Annotated in this window: 14 protein-coding genes; 10 read left to right on the forward strand and 4 right to left on the reverse strand. The window is 52.5% G+C overall.

Annotated features, from left to right (window positions below; translation table 11 throughout):
- Window positions 1–2 precede the first annotated feature (2 nt).
- On the reverse strand, window positions 3–695 hold the full coding sequence (locus tag KDC22_RS15775; protein ID WP_173127149.1) for a GntR family transcriptional regulator: 693 nt from the start codon (window positions 693–695) through the stop codon (window positions 3–5).
- Between the two features lie 123 nt (window positions 696–818).
- On the opposite strand from KDC22_RS15775, the gene uxaC reads away from it, so the two are divergent.
- Window positions 819–2255, forward strand: coding sequence for a glucuronate isomerase (gene uxaC, locus KDC22_RS15780; RefSeq protein WP_211724062.1), 1437 nt, complete (start codon window positions 819–821; stop codon window positions 2253–2255).
- 824 nt (window positions 2256–3079) lie between these two features.
- Here the strand turns inward: uxaC and KDC22_RS15785 are convergent.
- Window positions 3080–3913 carry a helix-turn-helix domain-containing protein gene (locus KDC22_RS15785; RefSeq protein ID WP_343222022.1) on the reverse strand — a complete coding sequence of 278 codons (834 nt, stop codon included), beginning with the start codon at window positions 3911–3913 and terminating at the stop codon, window positions 3080–3082.
- Window positions 3914–4072: 159 nt separating this feature from the next.
- Here KDC22_RS15785 and KDC22_RS15790 point away from each other — a divergent pair, with 159 nt between their 5' ends.
- The 4 genes from KDC22_RS15790 (at window position 4073) to KDC22_RS15805 (ending at window position 8237) form a co-directional block, all read left to right on the forward strand.
- Window positions 4073–5236, forward strand: a complete 1164-nt coding sequence (locus KDC22_RS15790) for a Gfo/Idh/MocA family protein (RefSeq protein ID WP_211723739.1) — start codon at window positions 4073–4075, stop codon at window positions 5234–5236.
- A gap of 72 nt (window positions 5237–5308) precedes the next feature.
- Window positions 5309–6085 (forward strand): sugar phosphate isomerase/epimerase family protein, encoded by a 777-nt coding sequence (locus tag KDC22_RS15795; RefSeq protein ID WP_173127155.1) that lies wholly within the window; start codon window positions 5309–5311, stop codon window positions 6083–6085.
- A complete protein-coding gene (locus KDC22_RS15800) occupies window positions 6082–7170 on the forward strand; it encodes a Gfo/Idh/MocA family protein (RefSeq protein WP_211723740.1) in 1089 nt (362 codons plus the stop codon). Before KDC22_RS15795 ends, KDC22_RS15800 begins: the two co-directional genes overlap by 4 nt.
- 38 nt (window positions 7171–7208) lie before the next feature.
- Window positions 7209–8237 (forward strand): Gfo/Idh/MocA family protein, encoded by a 1029-nt coding sequence (locus tag KDC22_RS15805; protein ID WP_211724063.1) that lies wholly within the window; start codon window positions 7209–7211, stop codon window positions 8235–8237.
- A gap of 95 nt (window positions 8238–8332) precedes the next feature.
- Here KDC22_RS15805 and KDC22_RS15810 read toward each other — a convergent pair whose 3' ends face one another.
- Window positions 8333–8890 (reverse strand): TetR/AcrR family transcriptional regulator, encoded by a 558-nt coding sequence (locus KDC22_RS15810; RefSeq protein WP_173127163.1) that lies wholly within the window; start codon window positions 8888–8890, stop codon window positions 8333–8335.
- Between the two features lie 169 nt (window positions 8891–9059).
- On the opposite strand from KDC22_RS15810, the gene KDC22_RS15815 reads away from it, so the two are divergent.
- The 4 genes from KDC22_RS15815 to KDC22_RS15830 all read left to right on the forward strand — a co-directional run bounded on the left by KDC22_RS15815 (window position 9060) and on the right by KDC22_RS15830 (window position 12391).
- Window positions 9060–9644 (forward strand): TetR/AcrR family transcriptional regulator, encoded by a 585-nt coding sequence (locus tag KDC22_RS15815; protein WP_211723741.1) that lies wholly within the window; start codon window positions 9060–9062, stop codon window positions 9642–9644.
- Window positions 9645–9661: 17 nt separating this feature from the next.
- Complete coding sequence (locus KDC22_RS15820) at window positions 9662–10096, forward strand: GNAT family N-acetyltransferase (protein WP_211723742.1); 435 nt, start codon at window positions 9662–9664, stop codon at window positions 10094–10096.
- A gap of 91 nt (window positions 10097–10187) precedes the next feature.
- Entirely contained in the window at window positions 10188–10700 is a 513-nt protein-coding gene (msrA, locus tag KDC22_RS15825) for a peptide-methionine (S)-S-oxide reductase MsrA (RefSeq protein WP_211723743.1), read from the forward strand.
- A gap of 338 nt (window positions 10701–11038) precedes the next feature.
- Window positions 11039–12391: a glycoside hydrolase family 64 protein gene (locus tag KDC22_RS15830; protein WP_425517062.1), complete on the forward strand. Its 1353-nt coding sequence runs from the start codon at window positions 11039–11041 to the stop codon at window positions 12389–12391.
- Here KDC22_RS15830 and KDC22_RS15835 read toward each other — a convergent pair.
- Window positions 12372–13427 (reverse strand): hypothetical protein, encoded by a 1056-nt coding sequence (locus KDC22_RS15835; RefSeq protein WP_211723744.1) that lies wholly within the window; start codon window positions 13425–13427, stop codon window positions 12372–12374. The genes KDC22_RS15830 and KDC22_RS15835 overlap by 20 nt on opposite strands.
- Before the next feature lie 73 nt (window positions 13428–13500).
- Here KDC22_RS15835 and KDC22_RS15840 point away from each other — a divergent pair, with 73 nt between their 5' ends.
- Window positions 13501–14220: an HAD family hydrolase gene (locus KDC22_RS15840; protein ID WP_246553607.1), complete on the forward strand. Its 720-nt coding sequence runs from the start codon at window positions 13501–13503 to the stop codon at window positions 14218–14220.
- Window positions 14221–14231: the final 11 nt, after the last annotated feature.

Genomic DNA, 14231 nt, shown 5'->3' on the forward strand with positions numbered 1-14231 from the left:
TATCAGTTCTCTGGTCGCTGCTTGTAGTACTGCGGATATTTCGCCATCAGCATCTCCTGATCGGCGATAGTCAGGGCCATATGCTCCTGCATAATCTGATCCCCCTGATTGATATTATGCTGTTCAATGGCTTCATACAGACAATAATGCTGCTGATACAGATGCTCCCAGTTATGATCTGCGGTGAGCTTAAGCATCCGGCTGCGGTTCAGGTGAACCTTGATCTGCTGGATCACTTCCCAGGTATTCTTTTTGTTGCAGCCTGTGAAAATCACATGATGGAACTCTTCGTCCAGCATGAACATTTCTTTATAGTCCTGATCTTCGATGCAGAGCTTCTGCTTGTCCAGATTGGCCTTCAGATCAATGAGGTTCCTGGCTTGAAAGGAGCGGCAGGCTTCCCGGATCACTGCCCGCTCCAGATGCTCACGCATGAAGCGGGCTTCTTCAACAAGTTCAGAATCAATCAGGGAGACTACCGTTCCCCGCTGGGGATATACAGCGAGCAGCCCCTCCTGGGCCAGACGCACGAAGCTTTCTCTCACAGGTGTGCGGCTGACGTTGAATTTGAGTGAAATCTCTTTCTCTGAAATGCCGGTTCCCGGCGGAAGCTCCAGCAGCAGAATCTGGTTCTTCAGTGAACGGTACACGATGTCCCTTGTGGAAACCGCTTGTGTACCGATAGTGTATTCCATCGTGTAACCCTCCTGATGATCTATTGTGGAAGCACTACCATACTACCATACAAGTATGGTAGTATGGTAGTGCAAACGCGCAGAACCGGCTGCCGTCCGCCGGAGGACGATGGATCAACAAATATGAATGACGAGAGGCTGGAGAACACATTGAGTACCTCATCTTTTATTCATGACGATTGGCTGCTGTTAAGCTCAAGTGCACAAACCTTGTATCATGATTATGCCCGTAAGATGCCCATTTACGATTTCCATAGTCACCTGAATCCTCAGGAGATTAGCAGTAACCGCAAGTTCCGCAATATTACCGATCTGGCCTTATCCGGGGATCACTACAAATGGCGGGCACTCCGCTGGCTCGGCATTGACGAACAGCTGATTACCGGGAAGGCTTCGGATCAAGACAAGTTCATGACCTGGGCCCGCTCCGTACCTGAGATGCTGGGCAATCCGTTGTACCACTGGACCCATCTGGAATTGAAGCGCTACTTCGGTATCGACGAGCTATTGTCCGAAGATACTGCCGAGAGTGTCTGGGCACGCTGCAATGAGCAGCTGCAAGGAGAAGAATTGACTACACAAGGCATTCTAAGAAAATTTAACGTAGATGTCGTCTGCACGACAGATGATCCCGTGGACTCGCTGGAGCATCACATGCATCTCAAGAGCGACAAGGCGCTTGAGACAGTGGTTGCGCCAACCTTCAGACCGGACCGTGCGCTGAACATCCGTGATGAAGGTTTTGCCGGATATGTCGGATTGCTCAGTGAGGCGAGCGGTCTGGAGATTCACTCTTACTCCGGATTCATCCAGGCAGTGACGGCACGGATCGACTACTTCCATAAGCACGGCTGCCGTCTGTCGGATCAGGCCTTCGGTGAGCTTCCGCATGCCCATTCCACAGAGCATGAAGCGGCTTACATATTTGCCCGTGCCTTCAAAGGCGAAGAGATCAGTGCCCAGGAGGAACAGAAATTCCAGAGCCACACCTTGCTCAAGTTAGGCCGGCTGTACCATGAACGGGGCTGGAGCATGCAGCTGCATATCGGAGCGCTGCGCAATAACAACTCACGTATGTTCGGGGCTCTTGGCAGGGACAGCGGCTTCGATTCCATTCTGGACTTCAATATGGCCCGCAGCCTGAACGCGCTGCTGAATGAGCTGGATGCCAGCGGACAGCTGCCGAAGACCATCGTCTACACGCTCAATCCCTCACAATATGAGATGATTGCTACGGCAATCGGCAACTTCCAGGGCTCCGGCATCAAGGGCAAAGTGCAGATGGGCTCCGGCTGGTGGTTCCATGATCAGAAGGAGGGGATGCTGCAGCAATTGAAGGCGCTCTCCAGCATCGGTCTGATCAGTCCTTTTGTCGGCATGCTGACCGACTCCAGAAGCTTCCTCTCCTTCACGCGTCATGAATACTTCCGGCGGATTCTCTGCAATCTGTTCGGCACCTGGATTGAAGAAGGCGACCTGCCGCGTGATTATGCCTGGGTAGGACAGACGATTGAGAATATATGCTATAACAATGCCGAAGCGTACTTCGGGATCAAGTAGGCAGGCATCCGCCCGCACTGCTGTTTAAGCGTAAGGTGTTCCACTTCCAAACAGCAAGACTCCTAAAGTTGGAGGCTTACTGTTTTTGTTGTATGGGGCATCTAAGTGGAGCGAAGAGATGCCGGATCTTAGTGTGGTGTGTGGCGGAAGGTATATAAGAAGCACTGAAAAAAAATAACAACAAGCAAAAGAAACGGAGGGGAAATTTGGAACTGTAGGAGCGGTAGCGACCGCCTGAAAGCTTTCCGCAGAAAAGCTCACTCCGGAAGCATCAGCAGTCACCGGATTTCACCCGCGAAGAGCGGAATAGATCAAGAAATCTGGGGATGGGCAGCGGCCGGAAGTCCAAATGTTCACCGCAGTGACGATGAAGCTTCAAGTTCAAAACTTAAGTGCGTCTTATATAGCAGTTGGATAAACGTCATCTAATACCGCGGCAAACCCTGAATCTGGAGAATTAGTTGGAAAAACCGCACTTAATCCCACTGAAAATGGGGGTTAATAGGAGATCCGGCAGAATTAAGTGCCAAATTTCCACTTAGTCCCGATCAAGCAGCTCCCGCAGGAAAATTAAGCTACAAAAATTCAACTGCTATGTCTACCGTACAGGTGGAGGGGGCCACATAACAGTCTGGATCAGCACTTGTTATCACACAGGCGGAGGGGGCCCACATAACAGTCGCGTCCAGCAACGGATCAACTCGCAGTATAAATGGATGAATGGTACATCGAATCTCGGCAACGTGGAAAAGCGGAAGCGTCCACCCACCCACCCATCCATCCAGCCTGCTGATGTTGATCATACTCAGGTACTAATTAGCCCCCTACCTCGTACTGCTCCGGTAAGCAGACGGAGAGACGCCGGTGGACTTCTTGAACACCTTGGAGAAGTGGGCCAGCTCCATGCCGACCTGCTCGGCGATAGCGGAGATGCTGAAGCTGGTGTAGGAGAGCTGTCTCTTGGCCAGCTCCATCCGCTTCAGCTGCACGTACTGCATCGGGGGAACGCCGATGAATTTCTTGAAGTAGGGGATGAAATAGTTCGGATGCAGATGGACGAGTTCAGCCAGCTCCTCTACCACGAGCGGCCGCATTAACCGCTGATCAATATAGGTCAGCACATCCGCCAGTTTGCCCTGGTCGCTGGTATGCGTCAGGTCGTCAAGGAAATTGCTGTAGCCCCCGGATTCCAGACAGAGCGACAGCAGCGTAAGCAGTGAAGCTTGCGTCCGCAAGGTGGCGAGGAAGCCGGTATCCTGGAACCAATCAATCATCTCCGTGAAAATCGCTCTTACCGCCCCCGGATCAGGCACATCGCAGATATAGAGCTTATTCGCAGAATGAAACAGCGGCCATTCTCCGATCTGCGCGTCAAAATGGCAATAGTAGCGCGTATAAGGATTATCGCGGGAGGTGTCCGTGGTCTGAGTGGAACCGGCAGGCATAATCATGAGCTGTCCGGGTCTTGGATAATAGGCCACACCGTTGATAATTACCTTGCCTTCGCCGGAATCAATATAATAGAGCCGGTTAAAGGAAGGGGTCTCATTCGTCCGGTTCCATCCCGGGTATCGGCTGGTTAACTGGGCGTGGGTAACGGTAACGGTCAGATTGTGCAGCAGGCGTCCGGTCAAATTTCCGTTAGCTGTCATATTCATGGCTTGGCTCCCCCAAAACGATTATAAACCTATTATAACGCTTTCATTTATCTAATACATCTTATTTATATACAAATAGTTCTTAATTACAGTCATGGTCACCGGCGGCAAATAGGGTTATCCTCATATCATATAACAGTATCAGAAAGGAATTGGGAGATGAATACAGTACGCTATGGAATTATAGGAGTAGGTAATATGGGACGCGCCCATGCTCAGAGTCTGCTGAGTGAGGTTAAGGGGGCCGAGCTTGCAGCGGTATGTGACAGTAACCCGGAGCGTCTGGACTGGGCAGAGGAGCATCTGCCGGCAAGTGTACAGCGGTTCGGTTCACCGGAAGAATTGTTCAAGTCCGGCAGCATTGATGCTGTGCTGATTGCTACACCGCATTATGATCATCCGCCGCTGGCGATTGAAGCGCTGGGGTACGGGCTGCATGTTCTGATTGAGAAGCCCGCCGGTGTGTACACCAAGGCTGTGCAGGAGATGAATGACGCTGCAGCGAATTCGGACCGCAAGTTCGGCATCATGTACAACCAGCGGACGAACCCGCTCTATCAGAAGCTCAGAGAGCTGATTCAGTCCGGGGAGCTTGGGGAGATCCGGCGGACGAACTGGATTATCACCAATTGGTACCGCTCTCAGAGCTACTATGATTCCGGCGGCTGGCGGGCGACCTGGGGCGGAGAAGGCGGCGGGGTGCTGCTTAACCAGGACCCGCATCAGCTGGATCTCTGGCAATGGACGACGGGAATGATGCCTAAGCGGGTACGGGCTTTTTGCCACTTCGGGAAGTACCGCAACATTGAGGTGGAGGATGATGTGACCGCCTATGTGGAATATGAGAATGGCGCAACGGGGCTGTTCATCACCACTACAGGGGAAGCGCCGGGGACGAACCGGTTCGAGATTACAGGCGACAACGGCAAAATCCTCATCGAAGACGGCAAGCTGACCTTCTTCCGCCTTCGTACACCGGAGCCGCAATTCAATGCTGAATTCACCGGAGGGTTCGGAGCGCCGGAGTGCTGGAAGTGTGAAATTCCGGTTAAACCCGGGGAAGGTGAGCAGCACCAAGGCATTCTGCGTAACTTCACCAATGCCATTCTGCAGGATGAGCCGCTCCTGGCGCCGGGAGAAGAAGGCATTCACGGCCTGACCCTGTCCAATGCCATGTACCTGTCCGCATGGACCGACAACTGGGTGGACCTGCCGATCGACAGTGAGCTGTTCCATGAAAAGCTGATGATGCAGGTGGAGAATTCCACTTTTCACAAAGCGCCCGTCAGCCAGCAAGCCCTGGATGTATCGGGAACCCACTAGCATTGCGCTGTATTTCAGTATGAACAGCATCAGCCTGACCAATTCTAATGAATCTAGGAGTGGATGAATGAAATGAAGCTTTCAAATATTGCTGCCCAAATGTATACGCTGCGTGAATACACCCGGACGCCGGAGGCGCTGAGAGAAAGTCTGCGGAAGGTGAGCGAAATCGGCTACCAGGCCGTGCAGATCTCCGGGATTGGCCCTATGGACCCGCAGCTGGTGAAGGACTATGCAGATGAATTCGGCCTGAAGATCTGTGCAACGCATGTTCCCTGGGACCGGTTGGCGAATGACCTGGATGCGCTCGCTGCCGAGCATAAGCTGTGGGACTGCAAGTACATCGGTCTTGGCTCCCTGCCGGCAGAATATCAGACCAGTCAGGAGGGCTACCGCACGTTCGCCAGGCTAGCTTCCGGGATTGCGCGTACGCTGAAGGAACAGTATGGTCTGCAGTTTGTTTATCATAATCATGATTTTGAATTTGAACGGTTCGACGGTCTTACCGGCATGGAGGTGCTGCTGCAGGAGAGTGATCCGGAGGTCTTCGGCTTTGAGCTGGATCTGTACTGGGTTCAGGCAGGCGGCGGTGATCCTGTGGAGTGGATTCATAAAGTAGAGGGCAGAATGCAGGCTGTGCATTTCAAAGATATGACGATCCTGTCGCGTAAGCCTGTTTTTGCCGAAATCGGCCAGGGCAATATGAATTATGGAGCGATTATTGAAGCCTGCAGGAAGACCGGCGTGGAATGGCATATCGTAGAGCAGGATGTGTGCCAGCGTGATCCGTTCGAGAGCCTGGAGATCAGCTTCCGGCATCTGCACTCCAGATTGGGGGAGCAGGTATGAGCCGCAAGGATGGAATGATGTATGCACCGGTACATGAAGCGAAGCCTGTAGTTGGACCCGGTGAATTCGTAATCGCAGCACTGGCACTGGACCATGGGCATATCTACGGAATGTGCAACGGGCTGGTAGAGGTGGGAGCTCAGCTGAAATGGGTATACGATCCCGACCCGGAGAAGGTAAAAGTGTTCCTGAACACCTATCCCGGCGTGAGAGCCGCGCGTTCCGCCGAAGAGATTCTGGAAGATCCCGAGGTTCAGCTCGTGGCAGCGGCGGCTGTTCCTTCGGAGCGCGGTCCGCTGGGTCTGCGCGTCATGGCGCACGGCAAGGATTATTTCACGGACAAATCACCGTTCACCTCACTGGAACAATTGGCAGCAGCACGCCTTCAGGTGGAGCAGACACAGCGGAAGTACATGACGTATTACAGTGAAAGGCTGCATGTGGAGAGCGCTGTGTATGCCGGTCACCTGGTGCAGCAGGGAGCCATTGGCCGTGTCATTCAGGTAATGGGCATGGGTCCTCACCGGTTAAATGCGAAGAGCCGCCCGGAATGGTTCTTCCAGCGTGACAAGTACGGCGGCATTCTCTGTGACATTGGCAGCCACCAGATCGAACAGTTCCTCTTCTATGCAGGCTGCCGTGATGCCAAGGTATTGCACAGCAAGGTAGCCAATTACAACAATCCGGCGTACCCGGAGCTGGAGGATTTCGGAGATGCCACGCTGGTCGGCGATAATGGAGCTACCCAGTATTTCCGGGTGGACTGGTTCACTCCGGCGGGGCTGGGGACATGGGGCGACGGACGGACCATTATTCTGGGCACGGAAGGGTATATAGAGCTGCGCAAGTACAGCGATATCGGCCGCTCCAGCACACCGGATCATGTCTACTGGGTGGACCGTGAAGGCGAGCATTATGAACATGTGGCCGGTAAGGTCGGCTTCCCGTTCTTCGGCGAGCTGATTCTGGACTGCCTGCACCGGACGGAACAGGCCATGACCCAGGAGCATGCGTTCAAGGCGGCAGAGCTATGTCTGGAAGCCCAGCGGCAAGCGGTTAATCTGACCCCGGAGACGCTTAAATAGCAGGATATCAGCTACCAGAAGATCGGAAGGTGGATAAGATGAAAACAACCGGAGCAGCGATTATAGGCTGCGGCGCGATTGCTCCGCTGCATGCCAGAGCTATTGCTTCCATAGAGGATGCGCGGCTGGTTACCGTAGTGGACAGTGATCCTGTTCAGGCAGCCCAGTCCGCTCAGGATTATGGATGTGAAGGCTTGACGGATTACAGAGAGCTGCTGGAGCGGCCCGATGTCCATATTGTCCATGTGTGCACGCCCCATCATCAGCATGCCGGAATGGCGGTTGAACTCCTCAGCGCGGGCAAACATGTATTAACAGAGAAGCCCATGGCGCTGGATGTGCCTTCGGCCCGCCTGATGCAGGCGGCTGCGGAGAAGGCTGCGGGCCAGCTTGGCGTAGTCTTCCAGAACCGCTATAATGAACCTTCGGTCCGAATCAAGGAAGTGATAGATTCCGGCAGCCTGGGCAATCTCCTCTGCATGAAGGGCGTGGTGACCTGGACCCGGAGTGAGGAGTACTATACGAATAGCAGCTGGAGAGGCCGCTGGGCTACTGAAGGCGGCGGGGTATTGATCAACCAGGCGATCCATACTCTCGATCTGCTGCAATGGTTCGGCGGCGGTGACCTGTTAAGCGTGAAGGGCAGTGTTACAACCGATGTACTGAATGAGGTGATTGAGGTGGAGGACACGGCCCATGCCTGCATCGACTTCAAGAATAAGGTGCGCGGTCTCTTTTACGGGACCAATGCTTATCAGGTCAATTCCCCGGTTGAGCTGGAGCTGGTCTTCGAGCAAGGAACGCTGCAGCAGCGCAGGGACAGCCTCTATCTGTGGAAGGATGGCCTGGAGACGCTGCTCTGCGAGCCGCAGACCGCCAGCACAGGCGGTAAGTCCTACTGGGGAAGCGGGCATTCACGGTTAATTCATGATTTCTATGCGCACATCCGCGAAGGCCGCAGGTTCTGGATTGACGGGTCCGAGGGAATCAAAGCCCTGGAGCTGATTGCAGAGATCTACAAGTCCTCGGGGAGCCGGAAGCGGGTCCCGCAGGCACAGCATTCATAGTACGGACGCTGCCGCAATAGGCTGTCTCTTTTGCAGAATAGCTGCTTAAGGGATAGCCTTATTTGCGTTATAGGGCCGTAAGGAATGATCAGCTCTTACACCTTGATGGCCAGCCAGCAGGATTCAATGGTCTGCTGGATCTGATGCTCATTGAGGGGGTATTTTCCATTCAAGTAGCCTTTAATCACAGCGCTCAATATTCCGGAGATTAACTGGCAGCATAGCGTAATATTCATTTCCCGGATGATGCCCTGGCGTTGGCCTTCTTCAATAATCGAGATGATCTCTAAGGTTGGCGGGTCAGGCGTGTTGCGCAGAATCTCGGAAATATAGGGGGAGGAGCAGTAGTTCTCTGTAAATTCAACTTCCTTGGGGTATTGAAGCGAATAGTTGGCAGAATTCTTCAGGATGCTCTTTACCCGCTCATAGATCGTTAAGCCGGGGTTATATCCGTTCATGATGAACTCACTTTTATGTATGCGGATGTTATGGTACAGCTCATTAACCAGTTGCTCTTTGTTCTCGAAGTAGTGATAGAAGGTGCTGGAGCCGACATTGGCTCTTTTGAAGATTTTGGCGAAGGTTACGGATTGTAAGCCTTCTTCAGTGATTAAATCTAACGTGGCCTGTAGAATATCATTGCGTTTACCCATCACTACACCTCATTGCCGGAAATCAAATCTATAAAATGGTACAACTTTTGATAAATAATGTCAATTGTAGAATGAAAAATTCTAATAGCCTGTCTCTGAGAGGCAAGCATTGACAGAGGGTGAAGCTATATGTGATAATTGCCTGACGATCGTCAGGGAGGGTGTAGAAATGACTGCTAACGCGATTCTGGGGGCTGCCTGTTCACAATTCGCCGAGAAGGGCTTTGAAGGAGCTTCGCTGGCCGGTATTGCCCGGGCGGTAGGGATTAAGAAGCAATCCATCGCTACCTATTTTGCCAAAAAAGAGGATTTGTTCCTAGCTGCGTTTCACGAAATGGCCCGGCATTATTATGAATTCCTAGAGCGGCTGTACACTGAATTCAGGGATATGCCTGTGGAGATAAGACTACGCGAGATCGTGTACAAGAATTATTATTACAGGCTGGAGCAGCCGGTGCTGACGGCCTTTTACAAAATGGCGGTGCAGTTTCCCCCGCCGTTCTTCCGTGACGTACTGGAAGAGCAGATTGCCTTAATGGAGCAGCAGTCTGCCGGATTGTACCGGAGTATTTTTGAAGAGGGTATGCGGGCCGGAGTGATCAGGCAGCAGCAGGCGGACAGTCTGCTCTCGGCTTATTATTGCTTGCTGGACGGGATAGCGATGCAGATGTTTTTTTATTCACAGGAGAAATTTGAAGAACGGCTAGGGGATATCTGGGGAATCTTCTGGGCGGGTATTAAGCAGCCGGAATAAGGAGAGGGAGAGAACAAATGCGGATAGAATATGTTAAGGATGATGCGGGTATGCAGAAGGCGTTCAGCATCAGGCGGGAAGTGTTCGTGGAGGAGCAGGGGGTTCCCTTGGCCGATGAATTCGATCAATACGAGACACAGGCGGAGCATATCCTGCTGTTCCAGGAGGATGCGGATTCGCCGGTAGGGACCGCCAGGCTAAGAGCTGTAGACGGATGGGCCAAGCTGGAACGGATCTGTCTGCTGGCCCCGCACCGCAAGAGCGGACTAGGCTCGTTAATCATCGGCTCACTGGAGAAGATGGCCGCTGAACGGGGTCTCCGCCAAGCCAAGCTCCATGGGCAGAAGCAGGCCGAAGGCTTTTATCAGAAGCTGGGTTATGAGACTGCCTCTGATGTTTTTATGGAAGATGGAATTCCACATGTGCTGATGGTCAAAGACTTGCAGGCCTAACGGCTCCAATTGACTTTATAAACATTTGGCTTTATCTTCAATAGTGTTCATTAAGATCAGCAGAAGCGAGACAGGGAGAGGGAGTAAGACAATGGAACAGGCAATGTTCGCCGGAGGCTGCTTCTGGTGCATGGTAACACCGTTTGAAGAGCTTCCCGGGATTCACGGTATTGTATCAGGATACGCCGGAGGAACGATAGAGAACCCCACCTATGAACAGGTGAAGACAGGAACGACGGGTCACTACGAGGTGGTGCAGATCACTTACGATCCGGAGCTATTCCCGTATGAACGGCTGCTGGAGCTGTTCTGGCCGCAGATTGATCCGACGGATGACTGCGGACAGTTCCAGGACCGTGGAACACAGTACCGCACAGCAGTATTCTATTATAATGAACAGCAGCGGCTGGCTGCGCTGGCTTCCCGGGAGCAGGTGGCGGTTAGCGGCAGATTTGAGGGGCCTGTGGTGACGGAGATTCTGCCTGCGCCTCATTTTTATCCGGCCGAGGACTATCATCAGGACTATCACAAGAAGAACCCGAAGCATTATAAAGAGGACCGCGAGCAGTCCGGGCGGGATACCTTTATTTCGCAGCACTGGTAGAAGTGATTGCGGAATATGGAACGAAGAAAAGCCTATAACCACCTGATGTCTGGGGATTATGGGCTTTTTGTTATTTTCGCAGGATAAAACCAAAATATGGGAACCTAAATCCGAAATTCCAAGCCTACTAAATGGAGAAAAGCGCTACTATAATGATAGTTGTAAACGCATACATTAATAGGCAATTCTGGCTCTGATCCGGGGAGGAAAGGAGGGAAGGTCTCAGAGAGGCAGCTACTGAATACTGAACGGCCGTTAGCTTCCTGTGGTTCAAGGTAATGATTACAGCAGTACCACTATAATTCAGGAGGAATATGATGATGCCCAAAAAATGGCGTATGTCCATACTTGTGTTCGTGCTTCTGCTCTCCTGCCTGCCCATGTTTGGCTCCAAGGCTGCCGCCGCCGATTATACCCAAGGGGTAGAACTGTCGGGCACTACAGCGACGATCTGGTTCAAATCTTCAGTGAGTACCAGTTGGACCGATGTGCATTATAAAGTCAACTCCGGGACACAGCTCAATTACCGCATGACCTATAACAGCAGCAAAGCCCGTTATGAGCAGGCAGTAACCGGCGTTGCAAGCGGTACAGCGCTTAGCTATTTCTTCACCTACAACAATGGAACCCCGGCCTATGACACCGGATGGTTCACCTATACTGCGGGAACAGCGCCGACTGCATCGCCTACTACACCGCCTTCCGGTTCTTCCGGCTCGATCTATTCCATTGCCGCCTCTTCGATTCCAACCCCGCCGAGTGGGGCCGTGTCCGTCAAGGTCATGAACGGAACGGGCGGAGCCTATCCCGACAACCAGATATATTGGGGTGTGATCGGGATCAATCCGGTCAATGGCAAATGGAGTTATCTGGATCTCAGCGGCAATCTGGTACCCATCTCCAATGCGCTTAATAATGCCTCCGGCCATCTGACCAAGAACGGGGTTAACTATGCCAACATCTATCACACAATCAACCAGGCTTCCTGGGTCACTCTGCCCAAAATCACCTCCGGCCGCATGTTCCTCAGTGTAGGCACGCCTCTATACATCAAGACATATGACGATGGCTTTGCCGGGCCGGATATTGATAACCCGACCGATCCTAATCGTAATCTCTATTTCGACTTCGTTGAATTCACCGTGGATGCTACAGGCTATCACGGCAATACGACACGCGTAGATGCCTTCGGCTTCCCGATTCAGCACCGGCTGGTTGGCCTGTCGGGCGGCTATGATAAGACCGTAGGCGAGCTGGAATCAGAGACACGCGCCGGAATTTTCAGCAAATACCAGAATGAAGTGCCTGCCGCCTTCAAGTCTCTTGCCACCGATCAGGCGCCTTACCGGATTATTGCTCCGGTCCATGGATCGTTTAGAGCCGGAGGGGCCAACGCGAATTACTTCGCAGGTTATTCCAGCTACAGCACCCAGGATATTCTGCGCAATGACGGTTCGCTAATTGATGCTGCTACTTCCGCAGCGATCAACCGCCATGTCTACACCACTAGTAACTGGAACAACGTAGCGAACTATTACAATGCGGCTCCCGCCAACTTTTATGCGAAATTCTGGCATGACCACAGCATCAGTGGCTTAGCCTACGGCTTCCCGTATGATGATGTCAACGGACAGGCCGCCTATCTCGAAGTCGGCGATCCCAAAGGCCTGATTATCCGCGTGGCCTGGTAAGCATGGAGCCGATGGCTTCCTGCAGCGCAGCTTCCTCAATCATCAGCAAATGAGGGATATCGTGTAGAGAGCCGGTCCTGAATATAAGCAGGTTGCCGACTCTCTCACACGATTGAAGCTGGGAATACAGAGAAGGATCATCATCCAGCGAAGGGAAAACCACACTCGCAGGCACAGGCTCATATCCGGCAAAAGCCCATTCACCGATTCGTTCCATCGTTTCAGGATCAAACCAAAAGAACCGCTCATTCGTATTTTGCGTGATGACTTGACCGTTCTGAAGATAGAGCATGCCATACCCCGGATAATGGTATTCTTCCTCAGACTCATCATCGTAGTCCCCATCGTTCAGGCCCTGTTCCTGTAGCAGCTCCAAGGCTGGATAGGAGAAACAGGCATACACCTGCGCATCATTCTCCAAGGTAAATAGCTGACTGCCGTCAGGATGCCAAGCGGGTGAGAGATAACATCTATGCGGGAACATCTCCCGGCTGCATAACCCGTCCTGCTGAATAGACAATTCATACACGGATATACCATCCTGACCGGCCGCAAGCTCCAGCGTTACAGCATCCGACCCGGGGATATCCATCAGCCGCAGGGCACTGTCACCGAAGGGATCTTCCAGGTCTAGGGAATGTGCCAACGTTCCGTCCCCGCTATGAAACACCGAAATCCGCAGATTTTCTTCATCCAGCCTATCTACAGACCAGATTAGACCCCCCTCACGTGAGAAAAGAACACATACATACACCCCGGCTTTGCTCCACAGCAAGCGGCCTGTAAAGTCTCCTGCGCCCATTGCCGCATCCTCCATAATGAAAGCCGCCAGCTCCTGATCCGGATGGAATGAAAGGGAGTTCAGGTTAAGCGGTTGCAAGTTATAGACCTGTCCGGCTTCATGAGGCGTTAAGTCCTTATCCAGGCGGTACACTTTGTATTCCTTGTCATATACAACAACTTGAGGGCCGGCATTGTTCCTTGCGGCGAAGTGATAGTCGCCTATGAGTATTTTGGCGGGATTAAGCAGTATCATCTTGTTCCTCCTGCTCCTTGAATTGCCCTGAATTATAGCATCCTGAGGATGGAAAATAAACAGGAAGAAAGGTATGATAGATAGCAATTGCACAAGAGGGGAGCATCAGGGAGAGATGAAGGACAGCTTGAAGCACATCTTATTTGATCTGGACGGCACACTGACCGATCCCAAGGAAGGCATTACCAAAAGCGTGGAGTATGCGCTTAACCAATTCAGCATCGAGGTGGAGCATCCTGACCTGCTGATTCCGTACATAGGCCCGCCGCTCTATGATTCTTTTATCGAAATTCAGGGCTTCACGGCGGAGACAGCGGCACAGGCGGTGGAGTTCTACCGGGAGCGTTACCGGACGCTGGGGATGTTCGAGAATCATGTCATTCCAGGCATTCCAGAGCTGCTGGAGAGCTTGCGAGCCAAGGGGTTCGAGCTGTATGTGGCGACCTCCAAGCCTATTGTATTCGCTGAGCAGATTCTCCGGCATTATGAGCTGGACGGGTTCTTCAAGTATGCGGCAGGCAGCAATCTGGATGGGACGCGCTCGAAGAAGCGTGAGGTGATTGAACATGTGCTGGAGGAGAATAATCTTCTTGCTTCGCAGTCGCTGATGATCGGGGACCGGGAGCATGACATTATCGGGGCAAAAGCCTGCGGTGTAGCTTCAGTGGGCGTGTTGTTCGGCTATGGTTCCGGGGAGGAATTATCGGCGGCCGGAGCGGATTATATTGCGCATACAGTGGAAGAAGTGGGGGATATTATTCTGCGGTTGCAGGGGAATGAGCTGAACGGATAAGAGCGGTCAAT

It is taken from the genome of Paenibacillus tritici, from assembly GCF_018207515.1.
In the GTDB taxonomy this organism is placed as follows: Bacteria; Bacillota; Bacilli; order Paenibacillales; family Paenibacillaceae; genus Paenibacillus_AQ; species Paenibacillus_AQ tritici.

Bases quoted from the DNA above. Each gene is read 5' to 3' on its own strand.
- KDC22_RS15835 (WP_211723744.1), bottom strand. From the start codon at position 13,427: ATGATACTGCTTAATCCCGCCAAAATACTCATAGGCGACTATCACTTC.
- KDC22_RS15840 (WP_246553607.1), top strand. From the start codon at position 13,501: ATGATAGATAGCAATTGCACAAGAGGGGAGCATCAGGGAGAGATGAAG.
- KDC22_RS15790 (WP_211723739.1), top strand. From the start codon at position 4,073: ATGAATACAGTACGCTATGGAATTATAGGAGTAGGTAATATGGGACGC.
- KDC22_RS15805 (WP_211724063.1), top strand. From the start codon at position 7,209: ATGAAAACAACCGGAGCAGCGATTATAGGCTGCGGCGCGATTGCTCCG.
- uxaC (WP_211724062.1), top strand. From the start codon at position 819: ATGAATGACGAGAGGCTGGAGAACACATTGAGTACCTCATCTTTTATT.
- KDC22_RS15775 (WP_173127149.1), bottom strand. From the start codon at position 695: ATGGAATACACTATCGGTACACAAGCGGTTTCCACAAGGGACATCGTG.
- KDC22_RS15800 (WP_211723740.1), top strand. From the start codon at position 6,082: ATGAGCCGCAAGGATGGAATGATGTATGCACCGGTACATGAAGCGAAG.
- KDC22_RS15815 (WP_211723741.1), top strand. From the start codon at position 9,060: ATGACTGCTAACGCGATTCTGGGGGCTGCCTGTTCACAATTCGCCGAG.
- KDC22_RS15795 (WP_173127155.1), top strand. From the start codon at position 5,309: ATGAAGCTTTCAAATATTGCTGCCCAAATGTATACGCTGCGTGAATAC.
- KDC22_RS15810 (WP_173127163.1), bottom strand. From the start codon at position 8,890: ATGGGTAAACGCAATGATATTCTACAGGCCACGTTAGATTTAATCACT.
- msrA (WP_211723743.1), top strand. From the start codon at position 10,188: ATGGAACAGGCAATGTTCGCCGGAGGCTGCTTCTGGTGCATGGTAACA.
- KDC22_RS15785 (WP_343222022.1), bottom strand. From the start codon at position 3,913: ATGAATATGACAGCTAACGGAAATTTGACCGGACGCCTGCTGCACAAT.
- KDC22_RS15820 (WP_211723742.1), top strand. From the start codon at position 9,662: ATGCGGATAGAATATGTTAAGGATGATGCGGGTATGCAGAAGGCGTTC.
- KDC22_RS15830 (WP_425517062.1), top strand. From the start codon at position 11,039: ATGTCCATACTTGTGTTCGTGCTTCTGCTCTCCTGCCTGCCCATGTTT.